The organism is Mycobacterium sp. DL99 (genome assembly GCF_004762045.1).
Taxonomy (GTDB): domain Bacteria; phylum Actinomycetota; class Actinomycetes; order Mycobacteriales; family Mycobacteriaceae; genus Mycobacterium.
Genome location: NZ_SJOM01000007.1, coordinates 637410 through 658758, shown reverse-complemented (window position 1 = coordinate 658758; position 21349 = coordinate 637410). Strand labels below are relative to the sequence as shown.

At 66.2% G+C, this 21349-nt stretch carries 19 protein-coding genes and 1 pseudogene; 11 read left to right on the top strand and 9 right to left on the bottom strand.

Annotation, left to right across the window (positions count from 1 at the left end; translation table 11 throughout):
- Nucleotides 1-46: 46 nt before the first annotated feature.
- On the top strand, nt 47-496 hold the full coding sequence (locus EYZ64_RS03310) for an STAS domain-containing protein (protein WP_135451844.1): 450 nt from the start codon (nt 47-49) through the stop codon (nt 494-496).
- A gap of 164 nt (nt 497-660) precedes the next feature.
- On the opposite strand, the pseudogene EYZ64_RS32185 reads toward EYZ64_RS03310, so the two are convergent.
- A pseudogene (locus EYZ64_RS32185) lies at nt 661-804 on the bottom strand (DUF1214 domain-containing protein); the annotation flags it as partial.
- Nucleotides 805-951: 147 nt separating this feature from the next.
- On the bottom strand, nt 952-3309 hold the full coding sequence (locus EYZ64_RS03300) for an arylsulfatase (RefSeq protein ID WP_135451843.1): 2358 nt from the start codon (nt 3307-3309) through the stop codon (nt 952-954).
- Nucleotides 3310-3449: 140 nt separating this feature from the next.
- Between EYZ64_RS03300 and EYZ64_RS03295 the strand changes: the two genes are divergently transcribed.
- From EYZ64_RS03295 to EYZ64_RS03285, 3 genes are all read left to right on the top strand, one after another.
- Entirely contained in the window at nt 3450-4460 is a 1011-nt protein-coding gene (locus tag EYZ64_RS03295; protein WP_135459782.1) for an AraC family transcriptional regulator, read from the top strand.
- A gap of 154 nt (nt 4461-4614) precedes the next feature.
- Nucleotides 4615-4983, top strand: coding sequence for a heme-binding protein (locus EYZ64_RS03290; protein WP_286175251.1), 369 nt, complete (start codon nt 4615-4617; stop codon nt 4981-4983).
- Nucleotides 4983-5294, top strand: coding sequence for a hypothetical protein (locus tag EYZ64_RS03285; protein WP_135451842.1), 312 nt, complete (start codon nt 4983-4985; stop codon nt 5292-5294). The genes EYZ64_RS03290 and EYZ64_RS03285 overlap by 1 nt, the downstream gene beginning before the upstream one ends.
- Nucleotides 5295-5388: 94 nt before the next feature.
- On the opposite strand, the gene EYZ64_RS03280 is transcribed toward EYZ64_RS03285, so the two are convergent.
- On the bottom strand, nt 5389-6603 hold the full coding sequence (locus tag EYZ64_RS03280) for a CaiB/BaiF CoA transferase family protein (protein ID WP_135459780.1): 1215 nt from the start codon (nt 6601-6603) through the stop codon (nt 5389-5391).
- Between the two features lie 208 nt (nt 6604-6811).
- On the opposite strand from EYZ64_RS03280, the gene EYZ64_RS03275 reads away from it, so the two are divergent.
- Together EYZ64_RS03275 and EYZ64_RS03270 are read left to right on the top strand one after the other, a co-directional pair.
- Entirely contained in the window at nt 6812-8701 is a 1890-nt protein-coding gene (locus EYZ64_RS03275) for an acyl-CoA dehydrogenase family protein (protein ID WP_135451841.1), read from the top strand.
- A 176-nt stretch (nt 8702-8877) separates the two neighbouring features.
- Complete coding sequence (locus EYZ64_RS03270) at nt 8878-9159, top strand: hypothetical protein (protein WP_286174596.1); 282 nt, start codon at nt 8878-8880, stop codon at nt 9157-9159.
- Between the two features lie 9 nt (nt 9160-9168).
- On the opposite strand, the gene EYZ64_RS03265 is transcribed toward EYZ64_RS03270, so the two are convergent.
- Entirely contained in the window at nt 9169-10623 is a 1455-nt protein-coding gene (locus EYZ64_RS03265; protein WP_135451839.1) for an NAD-dependent succinate-semialdehyde dehydrogenase, read from the bottom strand.
- 34 nt (nt 10624-10657) lie between these two features.
- Nucleotides 10658-12004, bottom strand: coding sequence for a 4-aminobutyrate--2-oxoglutarate transaminase (gene gabT / locus EYZ64_RS03260; RefSeq protein ID WP_135451838.1), 1347 nt, complete (start codon nt 12002-12004; stop codon nt 10658-10660).
- Nucleotides 12005-12116: 112 nt separating this feature from the next.
- On the opposite strand from gabT, the gene EYZ64_RS03255 reads away from it, so the two are divergent.
- Nucleotides 12117-13595: a PucR family transcriptional regulator gene (locus EYZ64_RS03255; protein WP_135451837.1), complete on the top strand. Its 1479-nt coding sequence runs from the start codon at nt 12117-12119 to the stop codon at nt 13593-13595.
- Here EYZ64_RS03255 and EYZ64_RS03250 read toward each other — a convergent pair.
- Together EYZ64_RS03250 and EYZ64_RS03245 are read right to left on the bottom strand one after the other, a co-directional pair.
- On the bottom strand, nt 13585-14391 hold the full coding sequence (locus EYZ64_RS03250; RefSeq protein ID WP_135451836.1) for an acyl-CoA thioesterase: 807 nt from the start codon (nt 14389-14391) through the stop codon (nt 13585-13587). The genes EYZ64_RS03255 and EYZ64_RS03250 overlap by 11 nt on opposite strands.
- Nucleotides 14392-14525: 134 nt before the next feature.
- Nucleotides 14526-15686 (bottom strand): acyl-CoA dehydrogenase family protein, encoded by a 1161-nt coding sequence (locus EYZ64_RS03245; protein ID WP_135451835.1) that lies wholly within the window; start codon nt 15684-15686, stop codon nt 14526-14528.
- A 78-nt stretch (nt 15687-15764) separates the two neighbouring features.
- Here EYZ64_RS03245 and EYZ64_RS03240 point away from each other — a divergent pair, with 78 nt between their 5' ends.
- The 4 genes from EYZ64_RS03240 to EYZ64_RS03225 are packed head-to-tail and all read left to right on the top strand — an operon-like array spanning nt 15765 to nt 17902.
- Nucleotides 15765-16319, top strand: a complete 555-nt coding sequence (locus EYZ64_RS03240; RefSeq protein ID WP_135451834.1) for an RNA polymerase sigma factor — start codon at nt 15765-15767, stop codon at nt 16317-16319.
- The gene (locus EYZ64_RS03235) at nt 16312-16926 is read left to right on the top strand and encodes a methylated-DNA--[protein]-cysteine S-methyltransferase (protein WP_135451833.1); all 615 of its coding nucleotides are present in this window, start codon (nt 16312-16314) and stop codon (nt 16924-16926) included. Before EYZ64_RS03240 ends, EYZ64_RS03235 begins: the two co-directional genes overlap by 8 nt.
- Nucleotides 16923-17642, top strand: coding sequence for a 2OG-Fe(II) oxygenase (locus EYZ64_RS03230; protein ID WP_135451832.1), 720 nt, complete (start codon nt 16923-16925; stop codon nt 17640-17642). The genes EYZ64_RS03235 and EYZ64_RS03230 overlap by 4 nt, the downstream gene beginning before the upstream one ends.
- Nucleotides 17639-17902, top strand: coding sequence for an Ada metal-binding domain-containing protein (locus tag EYZ64_RS03225; RefSeq protein WP_135451831.1), 264 nt, complete (start codon nt 17639-17641; stop codon nt 17900-17902). Before EYZ64_RS03230 ends, EYZ64_RS03225 begins: the two co-directional genes overlap by 4 nt.
- Here the strand turns inward: EYZ64_RS03225 and EYZ64_RS03220 are convergent.
- On the bottom strand, nt 17892-20801 hold the full coding sequence (locus tag EYZ64_RS03220; protein ID WP_167857690.1) for an MMPL/RND family transporter: 2910 nt from the start codon (nt 20799-20801) through the stop codon (nt 17892-17894). The two genes, EYZ64_RS03225 and EYZ64_RS03220, sit on opposite strands and share 11 nt — an antisense overlap.
- The gene (locus tag EYZ64_RS03215; RefSeq protein WP_135451830.1) at nt 20798-21214 is read right to left on the bottom strand and encodes an MmpS family transport accessory protein; all 417 of its coding nucleotides are present in this window, start codon (nt 21212-21214) and stop codon (nt 20798-20800) included. Before EYZ64_RS03215 ends, EYZ64_RS03220 begins: the two co-directional genes overlap by 4 nt.
- Nucleotides 21215-21349 lie beyond the last annotated feature (135 nt).

Genomic DNA, 21349 nt, shown 5'->3' with positions numbered 1-21349 from the left:
GAAGGAGCTCAGCCCAGAGCTCAGGAAAGACGGCGGGAGGCTGATCATGGCATTCACGAACAACACCCCGGCATTGGATCGACACTTTCGGTACGGGAACTCGGCGGTTATCTGCGAGGGCGCATCGATGCGTGCGCAATGCCGCCAGCTGGCAACAGTGGTGACCGTCAAGGGAGATGTCGACACCAACAACATCGACCAGATCGCATCGTATGTGAATCGGTTCATCCTCGCGGAGAAGCCGTTGGCACTCGATTTGAGTGGCGTGAACAGCTTTGCACCGCAAGCGATCTCGCTGTTCTACGACATCGATGAACGGTGCGGCGCAATCGGTGTGGACTGGACGGTGGTCGCCAGCCAGCCGGTCATCGCCGAGATCCACCACCAGGAGGTGGACGTACCGGTCAGTTCGTCGGTGCCCGAAGCCCTGCATCACTTCGCCGAAGGCAACACGGCACGCCGCCGGTTGCTGCCCCTGCTTATCAAGAGCGCCTGAGAGAAAGGCCAACGCAATGTTGATCGATGTTCGCTGGTTGACCCGCCTGCTTCGCCATCGTCACCGGGCGGTGCACACGTAGTTCATCGCACATCAGACAAACGTCGAAATGGCTGCCAGACCCGGTCTGGCAGCCATTTCGCTTATTTATATGGCAAATCGTCTTACTGAACCTTCGTGATGGCCGGTGGCTTCCACGTGCCATCGATGATCGACGGTGACGTTTCCGTCGGCCAGTACAGGCGCAGCATGAGGTTGAACTTGCCGGCCGGTGCGGGCAGCCAGTTGGCTCCTTGCCCGGGCCGGGGTTCTCGTGCTGCAGGTAGGTCTGCGGGCCCGTCCCGGTTGTGCGCTTCCCGGGAACCTCGAAGGCGTTGGTGTAGCCGTCGAGGTTCCCGGGAACAGGTAGTAGCGGTCGTGAGCGTCCGGCCAGCTCAGCGCCCACGGCTCGCCGACTAGGTGTAGGCGACGTGGACGCGGTGAATCTGACCTTCAAAGGGGAAGGGCGCGCGTTCGCGGTAGTCGAGCGATACCGGTGAGCCGAGGCAGGTGCCGATGTCGAGGCAGTCATTGGCGGTGAACAACAACGGTGCGCTGATCGGGACCTGGCCACTGGCGATCGTTTCGCCGTTGCGCGCGACGGTGATGTCGAGCGGACCGGCCGGGCGCGGATCCGCGTACTGGGTGGTCACGGTGATGGTGGCACGACCCGGGGGCACCTTGCCCTCAGCGCGGATCTTGGTGCGCGACAAGATGAACAGGTTGTACTCGTAGCAGAGTTGGCCCTCGTCGAGGTAGACCGTCAGCCCGCCGGCCGCCGCACCCAGGGCGTACAGCACCCCGTTCGCATTGGCGGGGATGTCGACATCGATGGTGACGACGTTGTTCTTGTTGCCCAGCGCCGGGGCACAGAATTCCGGCATCCGGATGGTGTCACCCGAGAACGCCCACTCCTTGTAGGGCGGGGCGATCCGCAACTCGGGGTGGTAGATCGGAACCCACAGGCCACCGCCGATCGGCAGCACCGCATTGCGGGCCGCTTCGACCATGAACACCTCCCGCATCTGGGCAAGCTTCTCGGGCTGTTCGGCGGCGAGATCGTGGGCCTGCGACCAGTCTTCGTCGAGGTGGTACAGCTCCCACGTGTCGTTGTCGGGGGTCCAGGTGGCGATACCCGGCGGCTGGCCCGGCACCCACGGCAGCCGGGGCCCACGCGCCGATGCCATCCAGCCGTCGTGGTAGATACCGCGACTGCCCATGACCTCGAAGTATTGGGTCTTCTTGCCGCCGGGCGCCTTTCGGTCCCCCAACGTACGGGCGAAACTCGCTCCCGCCAGCGGCATCTGGGGTTCGCCGTTGACCATCTGCGGCGGCGCGATACCGACGATGTCGTAGATGGTCGGCACGATGTCGTTGCAGTGCAGGAACACATCGCGGGGAGCGGCATCCGCGTTGATCCGGGCAGGCCAGCGCACCGCCATCGGATTACGGGTGCCGCCCAGGTGGGAGGCGAGCAGCTTCATCCCCTTGTAGGGCGTACTGCCCGCCCACGCCCAGGCCGCGTGGTACTGGTTGTCAACCAGCGGGGAACCCAGGACGTCAAGGCCGCCGAGCTCCTCGAGGGCGTCGATGTGCTGGCGCACCGTGGTGGGAATCCCGTTCTGCGCCAAGAGTTCGGCGATCGTGCCGTTCTGGCCTTCGCCCGACGAGCCGTTGTCACCCCAGATATAGAAGAACAGGGTGTTGTCGGCGTAACCGAGTGATTCGAGCTCATCGGCGAGGCGGCCGACCTGGACGTCGACGTGCTCGGCGTAGCCGGCGGCGACCTCCATCAGACGGCGCTGGAACGGCTTCTCGTCCTCGGGGATTTCATCCCAGGCCGCCATCGCTTCATCGCGTTCGGTCAGGACACAGTCCTGAGGAATCCAGCCCTTGTCCTTGGCACGCTCGAACACCCTCTGCCGGTAGGCATCCCAACCGTCGTCGAACTTGCCCGCGTACTTGTCGGCCCACTCCTTCATGATGTGGTGCGGACCGTGCAGGCAACCGCTGGCCCAATACATCATGAACGGCTTGTCGGCGTTGAATGCCTTGTGCCGGCGCAGCCAGGAGATGGCGTCGTCGGCCAGATCCTCGGACAGGTGGTAACCCTCTTCGGGAGTCTTCGGCGGGGCGACGACGGTGGTGTTGCGCACCAGGTTCGGCTCGTACTGTGAGGCCTCACCGGCCAGGAACCCGTAGAAGTACTCGAAACCCAAACCGGTGGGCCAGTTCTCGAACGGCCCGGCGGCAGTGGTCTCTTCCGCGGGGGTGTTGTGCCACTTCCCGAAGGCCGATGTCGCGTAGCCGTACTGCTTGAGCACTTCGGCCACGGTGGCACTCGACCGCGGAATCTTGCCGGCGTATCCGTCCCAGTCGTTGGCCAGCTCAGCGATCTGGCCATTGCCGATCTCGTGGTGATTGCGGCCGGTGAGCAGCGACGCCCGGGTCGGCGAGCACATGGCGGTGGTGTGAAAGCGGTTGTAGGACACGCCTTCAGCGCAGATGCGGTCGAGCGTCGACGTGGTGATCTCACCGCCGAAGGTCGAGGGCAAGCCGGGCCCCGCGTCGTCGATGAGCACGATGACGATGTTCGGCGAGTCATCGTGTAGTCGCTTCGGGACTTGACGAGGTTGGTACGTCGACTCCTGCAACGTGCGGCCCGCGATACTGCCCGACGGAACCGGCGGGAACGGCAAAACACCTCCGTCCGGTAGAACCGCCGCCACCAACTGGTCACCCTGCACGTCAGACACCGCGCCCCTCTCCTCCATAGGAACTCGGTCTGCGCAGCAGGCCACTGTGGGGCAAGCCGCGCAGCCGATTCACCCCGACCCGGTCATCTACTGTGCAGCAAACTGAGAGCCGATGTCTTGACATTCCAGGACAAATCTTTGACAGTCTGGGACATGGCCTGATTCGCGGGACGGCACTCACGACTTTTCACCAACTCGTCACCGAACTCGGCGGAGACAGTCGCGCACTGATCGCGGCCGCCCACATTCCCTACGACGATGTCGGTCGTCACGACCGGTTCATCTCCCTGCCCAACGGCGCCCGGATGCTCGAAGACACCGCCGCCGCACTCGGAACCCCGGATTTCGGACGGCGTTTGGCACTTCGTCAGGGCGTCGACATCCTGGGCCCGGTCGGCCTTGCCGGCCGCAATGCCGCCACCGTTGCCGAAGCCTTCACGATCTTCGAGAAATTCATGGCGGCCTACAGCCCTTCGATCACCGCACGGGTCACCACACATCTCGACCCGCAACTACCGCGCTTCGAATTCGAATTCCACCTCGACCCGTCACCCCCGCAAGCCCAAGCGATCGAACTGTCACTGGGAGTCACGCTGCGGGTACTGCGGCTGTTTCTCGGCGCCGCTTACCGGCCCATCGCGGTGCACCTACCCCGCCCCGCGTTGACCCCCACCGACGACTATCAGAGCTACTTCGGCTGCCCGCCCAGTTTTTTCGAACCGGTCGCAGGCTTCACCCTGCGCACCGCCGATCTGCAACGGCCACTGCCCGCCGATCAACTCGCCCAACAGACCGCGGTCGACTACCTCGCCCAGCTCATGGGCGACTTCGACCCCGCGACCAGCCAACGGGTGCGCAGCCTGGTGCGCCCACTCCTGCCCACCGGGGCCATCGGCCCGTCCGACATCGCCGGTCACATCGGCCTGCACCCGAAGGCGCTGCAACGGCGACTGCGCGCCGAGAACGCCACGTTCGCCGACCTGGTCGACCAGACACGCCGCGACGTCGCTCAACGCCTGCTGCTCGACACCGATGTCGGCCTCGACCAACTCTGCCGCCAACTCGGCTATGCCGAGCAGAGCGTCCTCACCCGCTCCTGCAAACGCTGGTTCGGCGCGACTCCCACGACCTACCGCAACGCACGGGTCGGGTCGCCGCCGCGGCCATAAACGCCGGGCTACCAAGCCAAGCCACGTCCTTGCCGAGCGAAGGATTCGTCGCCCATACCCCGCCCCACCTGCTACAGTTCGGCCCGCCGGGCGATGCAATCGGCACCTGCCCGCCTCGGGAAGGAGTCCCGCTGTGTCCCGCACACTGTCCAACATGCGCTACGCATTGGTCCCGGCTTTCGCCGCCGGTGCCGTCGGGGTCGCCGTCGGTCTGTTCAGCCCCATGACCGCTGCGGCCGATCCGCCGCCGCCGCGCCCGCCCGACTGCACGGCTGCCGACCTCGCCAACATTGCCTCGGGCGTCGCCGCATCGACGTCGACGTACCTGTTCACCCACCCGGACGTGAACGACTTCTATACGAGCCTGCGGGGCCGTCCGGAGGAAGAGGTGCCGGACGCCACACGGGCTTACTTCGACGGCAATCCCCAGGCCCACGCTGACCTCGCCGGGATCCGTCAACCGCTGACCGATTTCCGCAATCGTTGCGGAATCAAGCAGCCCGACCAGCCGTTAGGACAATGATGCACAAGACAACGTCGCGATCATCGTGGCTTCGCGCGGCCACGGTGGTGCTCTCATTCACGGCGCTGCCCGGCGCCATCGTCCTGGCCGCCCCGGCCGGGACGGCCAACGCCGACGTATGCGCCAGCGCCGGCCGCCGGATTTCTGTCGGCGGTTGCGTCAACATCGCCGACGCGGTCGCCCCTTACGTTCCCCCGCCCACGTACTACGCCCCGCTGCCGGAGGACCCGCCACCGCCGCCGCCCGGATCGAACATCAACGGCTGCATCGGCTGGAACGGCCGGTGGGTCAACGCGAGCGGCTGCAACTAGCTCAGGAACACACCACCGCCACCGCTTTTCTACGCGGGGGTGTGATCGCGGCCGGTCAATAGCCCTCACGTAGAAAACGGTGCCCGCAACCAGCTCAGGCGATCGAGCCTGAGTCCTTGAGCTCGCTGATCCGGTCCCAGTCGATGCCGAGTTCCATCAGCACGATCTCGGTGTGCTCGGAGGCCTGGGGTGCGCGCGTGGTCTCCAGCGGTTCGTGATTGAACTGCACGGGCCCGCGCACCACCTTGAACGGCTTGCCGCCGTCGGTGGCCTCCACCTCGACGATCATGTCGTTGGCGACGGCCTGGTCGTCACTCGCGAGCTCAACCAGGCTCTGGAACGGCGCCCACTGGCCCTTCATGGTCTTGAGGTGCTGACGCCAATACTCGAACGGCTTGCTGCGGATCGATTCGGAAATCAGTTCGGCTGCCGCTTCGGCATTTTCGATCAGCGGAAGGACATCGGAGAACCTCGGGTCGTCGGCCAGCTCGGGCAGGCCGAGGTGCTCAAACGCGTCGCGAATGTATCCGGTCGGGCTGACGATGCACAGATTGATGGTGCCGCCGTCGGAGGTGAGGTAGTTACCGAGGAACGGGTTCACCGTGGGGCCGATGGAATCGGGCATCACCGAACGCATCGTCTCCCCGGTCTCCATGCCCTGGGTGACACTGGCTCCGGCCGCCCACCACGCGGTGCTCAGCAGTGACACGTCGACCTCGAGCGCTTCCCCGGTCCGGTCGCGGTGGAACAATGCCGCCGAGATACCGCCGGCGATGTTCATCCCGCCGATCGAATCGCCGAACGCCGGAATGCCCTGGGACAGTGCCCCGCCCAACTCCTCGGGGGTGAGGGCATGTCCGACCCCGCTGCGGGTCCAGAACGCGGTGCCGTCGAAACCGCCGACCAACCGCTCGGGCCCCTTGTCGCCGTAGGCGCTACCGCGGGCGTAGATGATGTTCGGGTTCACCGCGCGGATGTGCTCGACATCGAACTTGTTCTTCTGCCGGGCCTGGGGCATGTAGTTGGTCAGGAACACGTCGGCCGTCTTGGCGATCTCGTACAGGATCTCCTGGCCACCAGGGGTCGAGACGTCGATGCCGACGCTGCGCTTTCCGCGGTTGGGATGCTCGATGAGCGGATGCCGATTCGGGTCGAGTTCGAATCCGCCCATATTGATGAAGCCGCGCTGGGTATCGCCGCGCACCGGGTGCTCCACCTTGATGACGTCGGCACCCCAGTCGGCGAGGATGGCGCCGGCCGCGGGCACGAACGTGAACTGTGCGACCTCCAGCACCCGGATACCCTGCATTACCTTGATCAACGCGGCCCCTAACCGTTGTACTTACGGTAAGTGTAGCGAGACCGTTTCCGGCTCACCGATCCCCGCCGAAACCGCATTCCGGCAGAAGAAGTTCGAGAGCCGGCCTGCTGGAATACCGTTTCGCCGAAATATTGCGGGGTATGCCACCACCGAATGGGGTTACCGTCGAGTAGGGCCCGACGTATGGAGGCCGGTGATGACCGCTACCGGAGAAGTCAACGAACGACAGGCCAGGCAGGTCGCCGAGCAGGCGCGGGAAGCGCAGTGGCGCCAGCCCAGCTTCGGTAAGGAACTGTTCCTCGGCAGATTGCGATTGGATCTGGTCCATCCGTACCCACGGGGTTCGGCCGAGGCGACGGAGCGGGGCAAGGCATTCCTGGCCAAGCTGCGGGCGTTCTGCGAGACGCAGATCGACGCCGCGGTCATCGAACGCGACGCGCAGATCCCGGACAAAGTGATCCGGGGATTGAAGGAACTCGGCGCGTTCGGCATGAAGATCTCCGCCGAGTACGACGGACTCGGCCTGTCGCAGGTGTACTACAACAAGGCGCTCACCCTGGTGGGTTCGGTACACCCCGCGCTCGGGGCCTTGCTGTCGGCACACCAGTCGATCGGGGTACCGCAGCCGGTGTCGATGTTCGGGACAGCCGAGCAGAAGCGCACCTGGCTGCCCCGGTGCACGCGGGAGATCAGCGCGTTCCTGCTGACCGAGCCGGATGTCGGCAGTGACCCGGCCCGACTGCACGCCACCGCCACGCCGGACGGCGACGACTACCTGCTCAACGGCGTCAAACTGTGGACTACCAACGGTGTCATCGCCGACCTGCTCGTGGTGATGGCCCAGGTGCCGCCAAGTGACGGGCATCGCGGCGGTATCACCGCATTCGTCGTCGAGGCGGATACGCCCGGCATCGTCGTCACGAACCGCAACGCATTCATGGGGTTACGCGGAATCGAGAACGGTCTGACCAAGCTGACCGACGTGCGGGTGCCGGCCGCGAACCGCATCGGCCGCGAGGGAGAAGGCCTCAAGATCGCCCTGACCACGCTCAACGTGGGCCGCCTGTCGCTGCCGGCGGTGTGTACCGGATCGGCGAAGTGGAGTCTGAAGATCGCCAGGGAATGGTCGAAGGAACGCGTGCAGTGGGGCCGGCCGGTCGGTGAGCACGACGCGGTGGCCGGCAAGGTGGCGTTCATCGCGGCCAGCGCCTACGGCATCGAGTCGATGGTCGAGCTCGCCGGCGAACTGGCCGACGCCGGGCGCACCGACATCCGGATCGAGGCCGCGCTGGCCAAGCTCTACGGCTCCGAGATGGCATGGCTGATCGCCGACGAGCTGGTGCAGATTCGTGGCGGCCGCGGCTTCGAAACCGCCGAGTCGCTGGCCGCCCGCGGGGAACGCGGCGTGCCCGTCGAGCAGGTCCTGCGCGATATGCGGATCAACCGGATCTTCGAAGGTTCCACCGAGATCATGCATCTGATGCTGGCCCGCGAGGCGGTGGACGCGCACCTCTCGGTGGCCGGCGACATCATCGACCCCGAGGCCGACCTCAGACACAAGGCGAAGGCCGCCGCGCAGGCCGGCAGGTTCTACGCGCGCTGGCTGCCCACCCTGGTCACCGGAAGAGGCCAGCTGCCAACGTCATTCACCGAGTTCGGGCCGCTGGCCGAGCACCTGCGGTATGTCGAACGGGCCAGCCGCAAGCTCGCCCGCAGCACCTTCTACGCGATGTCACGGTGGCAGGGCAGGTTGGAACACAAGCAACGCTTCCTCGGCCGGATCGTCGACATCGGGGCAGAACTGTTCGCGATGACGGCGGCCTGCGTCCGGGCCCGCAGCGGCGCACCAGACTCCGCTGTCGACCTCGCCGACGCGTTCTGTCGCCAATCCCGAGCACGGGCCGAGCGGCTGTTCACCGAACTCTGGGACAACAGCGACGACTCTGACCGCACGCTGGCGCACGAGGTGCTCGCCGGTAGCTACACGTGGCTGGAGGACGGAATCATCGATCCGTCGATCGAAGGGCCGTGGATCGCCCAGGAGGGCGGCGACGTGACGGAGGACGTGCACCGGGTCATCCGGTGAACAAGTACTTGCAGACGTGAACAATCCACGGGCGCAGACTTCCTCACGACCAGGGACGCTCGTAGACTCAATAGGTTATGACGACCCCGTCGAACGCGCACGGCCGCGGATGGGGACAGCGGCCGCATTCGTTGGATGCGCTCGATCACCGCCTCTCCCGAAGACAGGCACGTCAGATGAGTCGGCGATTCGCCGGGGTCGGCGTCGGCATCGCCGCCGCGCGCCTTCGCGAAATATCCTGCGGCGCACCCGCCGCCGACGCTGAATTGGAACGTGTCGAATTCGCGGTCGTCGCAGATGAACTCATGCACGACGAGCGGATCGCGAAACTGGCGCGCGGCAAGCAGCGCTGCGCGTCATGGTTCGTAATCGTCGTCATGGGGCTGATCATGTTCAGCTCGCTGTTGTGCATGGTCGTGCTGATGTTGAGCCTGATGCAGCACTCGGCGCCGTTCTGAGCGGACCGCTCAGTCGAACGCCACGCTGAAGTACTGCGTCTCCTGGAACTCGTGCAGACCTTCCCGGGCACCTTCGCGACCGAGCCCGCTCTGCTTCATCCCACCGAACGGGGTCGACGGGTCGGAGACGATGCCCCGGTTGATGCCGACCATGCCGGCGTCGAAGGACTCGGCGAGCCGTAGCGCATCCTGCAGCCGACCGGCGTAAATGTAAGCCGCCAAACCATATTCGGTGTCGTTGACCCAACGCAGAAGGTCGTCCTCGTCCTCCCACACCACGACCGGGGCGACGGGCCCGAAGATCTCGTCGGCCAGGATCGCGGCATCCGGGGCGACACCCGTCAGCACCGTGGGAGCGACGAACCAGCCCTCGGCGGGCGCCTGCGCCTGCGCGGCGATCACGGCACCGTCGGCCACCGCGGCATCGACCGCGGCAGCCACTCGCTGCGCTGCGCGCTCGCTCACCAGCGGACCGATCTGGGACGCCGGATCCGACGCAGGCCCCACGCGCAGTGCCGCGACCTCGGCGCCCAAACCGGCGACGAACTGATCGGCGACCGAAGCGTGCACATAGAACCGGTTGGCCGCGGTGCAGGCCTGGCCCCCACCCCGGAACTTCGCCACCATCGCGCCGGCGATGGCCGCCTCGACATCGGCGTCGGCGGTGACGACGAACGGAGCGTTGCCGCCCAGTTCCATGCTTGCGTTGACGATCCGGTCTGCAGCCTGCTTGAGCAGCACGCGGCCGACACCGGTGGAGCCCGTGAACGACACCTTGCGGACCCGGTCGTCGCTCAACCAGTTCTCGACCACGGCGGCGGCATCGGTGGTGGGCACCATGTTGACCACACCATCAGGAACGCCTGCGGCCGAAAGGATTCCGGCGATCGCCAGGGCGGTCAGCGGCGTCTCGGCCGCCGGCTTGAGGACCACGGTGCAGCCCGCGGCCAGCGCCGGCGCAATCTTGCGGGTCGCCATCGCGGCCGGGAAGTTCCACGGCGTCACCAGTGCAGCGACCCCGACCGGCTTGTGCGTGACCACCGTCCGGGTGCCACCGGCAGGGCTGACACCGTAGGCGCCGTCGGTGCGCACCGCCTCCTCGGAGAACCAGCGGAAGAACTCGGCGGCATAGCCCACCTCGGCGCGGGCATCGGCCTGCGACTTGCCGTTCTCCGCACAGATCAGGGCCGCCAGCCGCTCGGTGTCGGCGACCATCAGGTCGAACACCCGGCGCAGGATGTCGCTGCGCTGCCGGGGGCTGGTCCTGGCCCAGCCACCGAAGGCCCGGTGCGCGGCATCGACGGCCGAGCGGGCGTCAGCCACCGTGCCATCGGCGACCTCGGCGATGGTCAGGCCGGTAGCCGGGTCGTGCACCTCGAACGTCGAAGCGCCACCGCGGGCTTGCCCGTCGATGAGGATGCCGTGCTTGGCGTCCAGTTCGGCGATCGCATTCTGCGTGTTCACTCAACGTCTCCCAGGGATCTAGGCGGTTCGGCGGTCAGCGGGTCTCGGCGAAGATGGCGGCCAGGATGTCCAGCCCCTCCTCGAGCAGGTGATCAGGCATCGACAGCGGCGGCAGGAACCGCAGCACGTTGCCGTAGGTCCCGCAGGTCAGCACCACCAGGCCCTGGGCATGTGCAGCGGCCGAGACCTGCTTGGCCAGGTCGGCGTCGGGCTCGCTGGTGCCCGCCTTGACCAGTTCAATGGCGATCATGGCGCCGCGGCCGCGGACCTCGCCGATCCGGGAATCCTCGGCAGCGATCGCGTTCAGGCGGCCGACCATCGTCTTCTCGATCTCCACGGCGCGGGCCAGCAGTCCCTCACGCTCGATGGTGTCGATGACCGCGAGCGCGGCGGCGCAGGCGATCGGGTTGCCGCCGTAAGTGCCACCGAGGCCGCCGGCGTGCGGCGCGTCCATGATCTCGGCGCGGCCGGTGACCGCCGACAGCGGCAGGCCACCCGCGATGCCCTTGGCGGTGACGATGAGATCGGGCACGACGTCGTCGTGCTCGATCGCGAACATCGCGCCGGTGCGGGCAAAGCCCGACTGCACCTCGTCGGCGACGAACACCGCACCGTTGTCGGTACACCAGTTCTGCAGGGCGCGCAGGAATCCCGGTGCGGGGACGATGAACCCGCCCTCGCCCTGAATGGGTTCGATCACCACGGCGGCGACGTTGTCGGCACCGACCTGCTTATCGATCAGATCGAGGGCGCGGGCGGCCGCAGCCGCACCGTCGGTCTCGCCGTCACGGAACGGGAACGAGGTCGGCACCCGGTACACCTCACCGGCGAACGGCCCGAACCCGTTCTTGTACGGCTGGTTCTTGGCGGTCATGGCCATGGTGAGGTTGGTGCGGCCGTGGTAGGCGTGGTCGAAAACCACGACGGCCTGCCTGCGGGTGTGAGCGCGGGCGATCTTGACGGCGTTCTCGACGGCTTCCGCACCGGAGTTGAACAGCACGCTGCGCTTCTCGTGGTCACCGGGAGTGAGCCGGTTGAGCTCCTCGGCCACCCGCACATAGCCCTCGTACGGGGTGACCATGAAGCACGTGTGGGTGAACGCGGCGACCTGCTCGGTAACGGCCTCGACGACAGCCGGTGCACTGTTGCCCACGGTGGTCACGGCGATGCCGGAGCCGAAGTCGATGAGCTGGTTGCCGTCGGCGTCCACGAGGATTCCACCGCCTGCCGCGACCACGTAGACGGGCAGTGTGGTCCCGACGCCGCCGGCCACCGCAGCGGTCTTCCGTGCCTGAATCTCCTGCGAGATCGGGCCGGGAATGGCGGTGACGAGCCGGCGTTCCTGGGCGATGGCCGTACCCGCGATCTCAGCGATGGTCACGTGTTCCTCCTGCTGCTGGCGGTTGTTTGTCGTAACGCTAGGGAACCGCGGGCATCGTCGGCAGGTCATAAATGCACAAATATGTTGCTTGAATTGTGCGAAACTGGCACCCATGGTTCTGGTCGGCGATGTCCTGGCTGTGCGGGCGCTCAGGTTGGTCGCCGTCGAGGTCTGCCGCCGCGACGCACCGGTCCGCTGGGTGGCCACGAGCGAACTCGCCGATCCGGGGCCGTTCCTGGAAGGCGGGGAGATCCTGCTGACCACCGGTCTGGAAACCGGTGACTGGCACGACCAATGGGACGGCTACGTGCGCAGGCTTGCCGACGCCGGTGTGGCCGCGGTGGGGTTCGCCGTCGGCCTCACCCACGCCGAGACTCCGGCAGCACTCGCAGCTGCCTGCCGACGACACCAGGTGAATCTGTTCGAGGTGCCACGCCGCACCACCTTCGTCGCGATCAGCCGACACGTCGCGCATCTGCTGGAGGAACAGGAGTCCACCGCGACACGCGAGTCCCTCCAGACACAGCGCAAGCTCATCTCGGCTGCGGCCAAACCGGATCCTGCCGTTGCGGTCATCACCGCGCTGGCCGCAGCGCTCGACGGCGCGACATGTCTGATGAATCCCGACGGCCGGGTCGTGACAGGCCCGGTCGGCGCCCGCCGCAACGAGTTCCCGCTCGACGAGGTCGCCCACGACGTCAAACGGTTGCAGGCCCACGGATTGCGTTCGGCTGCAGCACAGTCCAATCCGACGCTCTCCGTGTCGGTCCATCCCATCGGGCTACGCGGCCGGGCGTCGGCCTACCTGGCGGCATTGGCGCCGGCCAGGGCATCGGAAGGACAGCGCCAGGCGGTGACGACCGCGGTGGCCCTGCTGGGACTCATCGACGAACAGGTCCGTAGCCGCGCCACGACCCGGCAGCACCTGCGCAGCCGAGCGCTGGAGCTGCTCGCCGAAAGCGACGACCGCACCGCGCAATTGGTGTTGGAGGTGGACCAGCCGGCGGCCGAACTTCCGAGACACATCCGATTCCTGCGGGCCACGGGGGACGAATCCGCGATCGAGAACGCCGTGGCTTCCCTGGAGCGGCGGGGCATCCTCGCCGGGGTATATGCCGGCGAGTTGTGCGCGGTCGTCGCACCCGCACAGGCAAAAGCAACCGGTTCACAGTTGGCCGAGGGTGGACTCCACGTCGGCGTCGGGAATGCGGTGGCACCCGGCGACGGCGCGACCGGTTATCGCACGGCCGGACTGGCACTCGCCCAGGCCACCGAGGTGTCCGGCGTGGTGCTGTGGGACAAAGTAATCGACAATGGCCCCCTGAGTCTGATCGATCCCGAGAAAGCCGCGGCGTTCGCCGAATCCTGGTTGCACGGGCTCGATTCCGAGCAGTTGGAGATCCTGCGTTGCTTCCTGCGCCATCACGGATCGCGACTGAAGGTCGCCGAGGAACTCGGCCTGCACCGCAACACCGTGCGCAACCGTCTCGCTGCCATCGAGGCGGCGCTGCCCGGCAAGCTCGATGATCCGCAGACCCGGGTGAGCGCGTGGATCGCCCTGCAGTCGGCTCCCGACGACCTCAGGCCTTGAAGTAGACGAACTGGTGACTGGTCGCCAGCAGTGCGCCGGTGCGGCCGAACAGATGCGCGCTCTGATCGAAGTATCCGCCGGAATACCGGTGTGCCCGTGCCGTTCCCAGAACGAAGTCGTCACCCTGAGTCGCGAGTTGCTCCTCATCGGCGTGGAAATACACGGAGATCGACACCGTGCCCGCCGGCACGAACTGACCGTGACGCAGGAAGACCCGCGGATAGAAGATGTCGCTCACCGAGGTCAGCGCGGCGAAATCCATCGGCCTGGAAGGTTTGTTGCGCACCCACAGGGTCGTGGTGGAACTTGCCGACTCGGTCGGTTCCCCGCCGATGTCGGGCATCCCTCCGTCGACGAACCGCATGTCGTAGTTGTCGAACCACGCCACACCGAACGGCGGGACCGACGGCACGATGCCCTCGGGCGCCGGGGCCTGCGGCGCGGTGATCTCGGTGTCCGACCACCCTTGGCGTCGCAATCCGAACACCGCGGTGGCGGTGGTCTTGACCTCGCCGTCCTGGCTGAGTTCGACGATCCAGTGCTGATTGGACCGGTTGGTCTTGACGGCCCTGGTCACGATGTCGAACTCGCCGTCGACGATCGGCGCCGCATAGTTCACCGTCAGGGCGATGGGCTGACCGTGCCGTTTCGGGTGCAACTCGACGGCACGCACCAGGGTCGCAGCCGTGATACCGCCGAACGGGCCGACCATGTTGGCCCACTCCGGCACCGTCCGCCCGCGCCACCGACCGTCACCGGACGGCGAGAGTTCAAGGGCCTTGTCCAAGGGATGCACCCGGCCACAGTACCCAGGCCGCCTCGCGTTGCTCGGCGCCGCCGATGCCACCTTGCAGACCGCACCACCCGGAGGAACACCGTCAAGAAATTTGACGGCAGCCTGGCCAGGTACGGCCAGGAAGACCCTGACGGTCAGCCAGTTCGCTTGGCCGGTGCGTAGTTCGGCCGCCCCAGCCCGAGTGCCTGCTGCGCGATCATGTTCCGGAACACTTCAAGGGTGCCGCCGTAGATACCGGTCGGACCGGCCAGCCGGAAGATGTACTCGGCGGCGCCGTCGGCGGCCGCGCCCCGCGTCCCCACGGGCAATGCGCCCGCCGATCCGACGATGTCCATGAGATCCGGGGATACCTCGCGCATGGTCTGGGCGATCGCGACGCGCCCGTACATGTCGGGGCTGCTCAGCGCCGCTTCCAGCCGGGCGATGCCCCGGCCCAGCCGATAGCGCGACGCCGCGTCGTCAGGGGCGACGGCGGCCACGCGATCGACCGCCTCGGCCATGAGGTTGATGTGCTCGGTCATGGTGGCGAGCTTCTGCAGGCCGCGGGTCTCGCGTTCGAACGTGCCGTGCTCGAGCTCGAGGGCACCGCGCAGCACCGTCCAGCCGCCGTTCACCTCACCGACGCGGTACCGGTCGCTGACCCGGACGTCGCTGTAGTAGGTGATGTTGGTGCGGTCTCCGTCGACGGTGCGCAGCGGCTGGATCTCGACGCCGGCGGATTCCAGCGGCACCAGGAACATCGTGAGGCTCTTGTGCTTCGCCGCGGCCGGGTCGGTGTTGGTCAACAGGAACACGTACTGAGCGTTGTGCGCATTCGAGGTGAACATCTTTGAGCCATTGATAATCCAGCTCTCGCCATCCCGCACCGCCCGGGTCTTGCAGGTCGCGACGTCAGACCCGCCCTCGGGTTCGGTGTAGCCCAGGCACAGCCGCAAGCTCCCGTCGAGGACACCCGGCAGCACCTCGTCCAAAAGCTCGGCGGAGGCGAACTTCTCCACCGTGTTGGCGACCATCGCGGTGGTTCCCCAGTGGAACCACGGGGTGTGGGCCCGGCCGATCTCCAGTTCCCAGATCCGGCGCCGGACCGCGCTGAACCCGCCGTCGGCCTCGGCCTGGTAATCACCGGCCAGGTACCCGGCCGCACCTAGGGCCAGATGCACTGTCTCGTCGAAGTTCTCACCTGTCTCGCGGTCACGCTCGATCACCTCGTCGGTGACGACCCGGGCCAGAAACGCCCGTAGCTCATCGCGGAAGGCCAGGTCCTCCTCGGACAGCTCGACATGGGAGAAATCCACCAGCACACCGTGACACTTCTAGACTCATTTGTAAATGAGGTCTCGCCACTTCGACGCCGCCGGCAGAAATCATTCACGATGGAGACCTCACAAATCTCGGCCAGGGAGCGTCTACAGGGTGTGACAGCCAAACCGCCTTTCGAGACCGTGGTTCGCGACCACGGCCCCACCGTCTATCGGGTGTGCTGCGCCATCGTCGGCGCGCACGACGCCGACGACGCCTGGTCGGAAACGTTCCTGGCGGCGTTGAAGGCCTACCCCGACCTCCCCGCCGATGCCAATTTCGAGGCCTGGCTGGTCACCGTCGCGCACCACAAAGCCATCGACATCACCCGGACCCGAACGCGCCAACCCATCCCGACCGACGTCGTCCCCGAAACATCGAGCCCCCGCACGGCCGAGAACTTCGACGACCTGGCCGCCGCGGTCGACAGGCTTCCCCACAAACAGAAACACGCGGTCGCCTACCACTACCTGGCCGGCCTGCCCTACGACGAAATCGCCGAAATCCTCGGCGGCAGCGCTGCGGCCGCACGCCGCGCCTCCAGCGACGGGATCGCCACGCTACGACGCACCTACCTCACCGAACTCACCGAGGTCGACGCGCCCAGGAAAGGAGAGACCAATGAGTAACGACGACGGCATCGTTCGCGAGCTGGCCCGAATCACCCAACCCGGCCCCGGCAAGCTGGCCGAGTTGCACCACCGACTCGCGGCCGCCGCCCAGCGCGACGATCTCCTCGACATCGCCTACCGCACCGTCGACACCCCCGTCGGGCCGCTGCTGCTGGCGGCCACCGAGCAGGGCCTGGTCCGCGTCGCCTACGCCCGCGAAGACCACGACACCGTGCTGCAGCACCTCGCCGACGAGGTGAGCCCGCGCATCCTGCAAGCACCCGCCCGCCTCGACACGGCGGCCCGCGAACTCGACGAGTACTTCGCCCGCGCGCGACGCACCTTCGACCTGCCGCTGGACTGGCGGCTCGCCGCCGGATTCCGCAGCACAGTGCTGCATCACCTGCCCGAGATCGACTACGGGCAGACCGCCAGCTACGCCACCGTCGCGGCCCTGGCCGGCAGCCCCAAAGCGGTACGCGCTGTGGGGACGGCCTGCGCGAAAAACCCACTGCCCGTTGTCATCCCCTGCCATCGCGTCGTCCGCAGCGACGGTGCGATGGGCGGCTACCTCGGCGGCCCGGAGGCCAAGCGCCTGCTGCTCGACCTGGAGGCGGCGGCATGAACGGCACGAATGCCTGGCAGCAGCGGGTAGATCTCATCGACTGGAGCCGTGTCGGCGATGAACTCGACAACACGGGATGTGCGCTGACCGGGGCACTGCTGACTCCGGCGGATGCCGCCGACATCGTCGCGCTCTACCCCGAGGTGGCCCGGTTCCGATCGACGATCGACATGGTCCGCTACCGGTTCGGCGAGGGCCAGTACCGCTATTTCCGGCAGCCCTATCCGCCGGCCGTGACAGCACTGAAGAAGGCGCTGTATCCCCACCTGCTGCCGATCGCCCGCACGTGGTGGGCTCGGCTCGGCCGCGAGGCACCGTGGCCGGATGACTTCGACGACTGGCTGCGGATGTGTCATGAGGCCGGTCAGACCAAGACGACGGCGATCCTGCTGAAATACGGTGCCGGGGACTGGAATGCGCTGCACCGCGACCTCTACGGCGAGTTGATCTTCCCCCTACAGGTCGTGGTCAATCTGACCGACCCGGACGTCGACTACACCGGCGGCGAGTTCCTGCTTTACGAACAACGACCCCGCGCACAATCGCGCGGTACCGCCACTGTCATCCCCCATGGGCACGGCTTGGTATTCACCACCCGCGACCGACCGGCCAAGTCGGTACGGGGCTGGTCGGCGGCACCCATCCGGCACGGTGTCTCGACGGTCCGTTCCGGGACCAGGTTCACCCTGGGCCTGGTCTTCCATGACGCGGCATGAGTCTGTACACCCTGATCGGCGCCGACGGTCATCCCCATCGCAGCAACACACCGGGAACCGTTGGGGGACACCGCGGTAGCAAGATCTACGGCTGCCTCGACTGCCCGTCGGCCCTGCGCGCCATCGCTGCCGGCGGCTACGTCAGACACAGGGTGTTCTTCGCCGACGCGCAGGCCGCTGTATCGGCGGGGTACCGCCCGTGCGCCGTGTGCCTGCCCGACGCCTACCGGCAGTGGAAGGCCGCGGGGTCTAGCTCGTAGGCACCGGGATCGCCGCCGTGTCGTCATCATCCGCACGGGGCACCTGTCGCGGCGCCGGCTTGCGGAAGTGGTTGTCCCCGCGGGGATACACCACCTGCGGCCACCAGAACCAGCGGCCCAGCAACGTGGCGATCGACGGCATCAGCAGCGACCGCACGATCAACGTGTCCAGCAGCAGGCCGATCGCGATCGTCGACCCCATCTGGGCCAGCACGACGAGGTCACTACCCAGCATGGCCGCCATGGTCGCCGCGAACACCATGCCCGCCGAGGTCACCACGCCGCCGGTGCCACCCATCGACCGAATGATGCCGGTCTTGAGCCCCGCGTGGATCTCCTCTTTGAACCGGGAGACGAGCAGCAGGTTGTAGTCCGATCCGACCGCCAACAGGATGATCACCGACATCAACATGACCAGCCAGTGGACATGGATCCCGAACAGATACTGCCACAACAACACTGAGATGCCGAATGACGCCGCGATCGAACTGGCTGCCGTTCCCACGATCACCAGGGCCGCCACGGCGCTGCGAGTCAGGATGAGCATGATGATGAAGATCAGCGTCAACGCCGACACCACGGCGATCATCAGGTCGTAGCGGGCTCCGTCGCTCATGTCCTTGTAGGTGGCCGCGACGCCGCCGAGGTAGATCTTGGCGTCCGACAGCGAGGACATCTTCAGGCCCTCCTGCGCAGCGGTGCGCTCGGCATTGACCCGCGCGATACCCTCCGGCGTCGCCGGGTCGGTCTGGTGGGTGATGAACATCCGCGCCGACTTGCCGTCGGGCGAGAGGAACATCTTCAGGCCACGCTCGAAGTCCGGGTTCGTGAACGCCTCCGGCGGCAGATAGAACAGGTCGTCGTTCTTGGCCTGATCGAAGCTCTCCCCCATCGCCAGCGCGGTGTCGTTCATCGCCTGCATCTGGTCCAGCAGCGCTTTCTGCGAGTTGTACGACGCCAGCGACAGGTCCCTGCTGGTTTTCATCGACGCGATCGTCTGAGGAAGCAGCGCAGTCAGTTTCGGAGCGAGGTCCGCCAGTTGATCGGTGTTGAGCTGCACCGACGAGGTCTTGTCGGTCAGCTCATCGATCCCGTCGAGGGCATCGAAGACCGACCGTGCCGCCGAGCACATCGGGATGTCGAAGCAGTGCGGTTCCCAGTAGAAGTAGTTGCGCATGGGCCGGAACTGGTCATCGAAATTCGCGATGTTGTCCCGCATCTTCTTGGTGACCTCGAGTAGCTCCTGCGACTTGGCCGCCGAGTCCTGCGTGAGCTTGGTCTGTTGAAGGGACAGCTGGTACTGCTGCTCCAGAATCGAGATCGAGACGTTCGTCGCGTCGATCATCTTGAGCTGGTTGTCCAATTGATCCCGCTGGAACGGCAGGTTCAAATTGCTGGTCTGGCCCTGGATGGCGGTCTGGAACGGAATCGAGCTGTGCTGGATCGGGATACCCAGGGGGCGGGTGATGCTCTGCACCATCGCGATGCCCTCGGTACGCAGCACGTTCTTCGCGACGCGGTCCAGCACCAGCATGTCGGCGGGATTGCGCATGTCATGCGTCGATTCGACCATCAGGATGTCAGGATTCATCCGGGCCTGGCTGAAATGCCGGTCGGCAGCGGTGAATCCAACGTTCGCCGGCGCATCGGCCGGCAGATACCAGCGGTCGTTGTAGGCGGGTTTGTAGCCGGGGACGGCCACCACACCGATCAGCACCACGAACGCGCTGGCCACCAGGACCGGTGCGGGCCAACGGACCACCGTGGTGCCGACCTTGTACCAGAACCGGCCCTTGGCCACCTTTTTCGGCTCGTACAGGCCAACTTTGCTGCCCAGGTACAGGACCGCGGGGCCCATCGTGACAGCGGACGCCACGACGACGATCATGCCGATGGCGACGGGGGCGCCCATGGTGCTGAAGTAGGGAAGCCGCGCGAAGCTGAGGCAGTAGGTGGCCCCGGCGATAGTCAGGCCCGACCCGATGATGACCGGGGCGACGGACTTGAACGTGGCGTAGTAGGCGTCTTCTCGGTCCAGCCCCTGGCTACGGTCCTCACGGTAGCGGCCGAAGATGAAGATGCCGTAGTCGGTCGCGGCGGCGATGGCCAGCATCGTGAGGATGTTGCCGGCGAAGGTTGTCAGCCCGAACACGTCATGGCTGGCCAGAACCGAGACCAAGCCGCGCGACGACAACAGCCCCACACCGGTCAACAGCAACTGCACCAACGTGGTACGGATCGACCGGTAGACGATCAGCAGCATCACCGCGATAGCGATCAGCGTGTAGAGGGTAATCGTGGCCAAGCTCGCGTTGCCGATGACGTGCAGATCATCGGTCAGCGCCGCCGGACCCGCGACGTAAGCCTGCACGCCCGGCGGGGCCGGGGTTTCCTTGATGACCTCGCGGACCTTCTCCACGCCTTCGTTGGCGAGGGTCTGCCCCTGCTCGCCTGCGAGGTTCAACATCACGTAGGACGCTTTGCCATCGGCGCTCTGCGCCCCGGCCGCGGTGAGCGTGTCACCCCAGAAGTCTTGGATGTGCTGGATGTGCTCGGGATCCTCACGCAGCTTGCGGATGATCTCGTCGTAGTACTTGTGCGCGTCGGGGCCCAGCGCCCGGTCGCCCTCCACCACGATCATGACCGTGCTGTTGGAATCGAACTCCTGGAAGTTCGCGCCCATGCGCTTCATGGCGATCATCGACGGCGCATCCTCGGGCGCCATCGGCGCCGAGTGGAGTTCGCCGACCACCTCGAGCTGCGGCGCGATGACGTTCACGACGACGGCGAAGGCGATCCAGAACAGCACCACCGGAATGGACAGGATTCGCAGCATGTGGGCGAAGTAGGGGCGGTGACCCCGATCGTTCTTGGCGTGGGCAGCTGTGGAAGACGTCATGCGGACTTCACCAGGCAGTAGGTCTGGGGTTTGATCCCATTGGCTGATTGCTCCTCCCGGACAGCGCCGTTCACGGTGACGCGGCAACCGATTTCGCTACCGTCGCCCAGGGCCATGAGGTTGGCACTCACGGTGGGCAACGTGGTCGACAAGGTCACCGACCACGGCAGCGACGTAGTCACGGAATGCACCTTGGCGTCCGGGTCGAAATAGCTGATCTGAGCGGTCGACCCGGGCGGCCCGTACACGTCGTACACCAGGACCTTCGGATTGAACTGAACGATCTCGATGCCGGCGCCGGCGTTCGCGTTGAGGTCTTCGGAGCCAAACATCCGATGCAGGCGCGAGACCACGAGACCCGACACCGCAAGCACGACGACCAGAACCAACGGAATCCACGCGTGTTTCAACACACGACGAGCTCCCCGACCAGGACTCACCGATACCTCCCGACGATTACCCGAACCCGCCGAAGGCGATGACCCGCCCCGGCGATCGGCGAATTAGTTCGAATAACTATGTACAGCGGAGACAAACGTTACACCGGT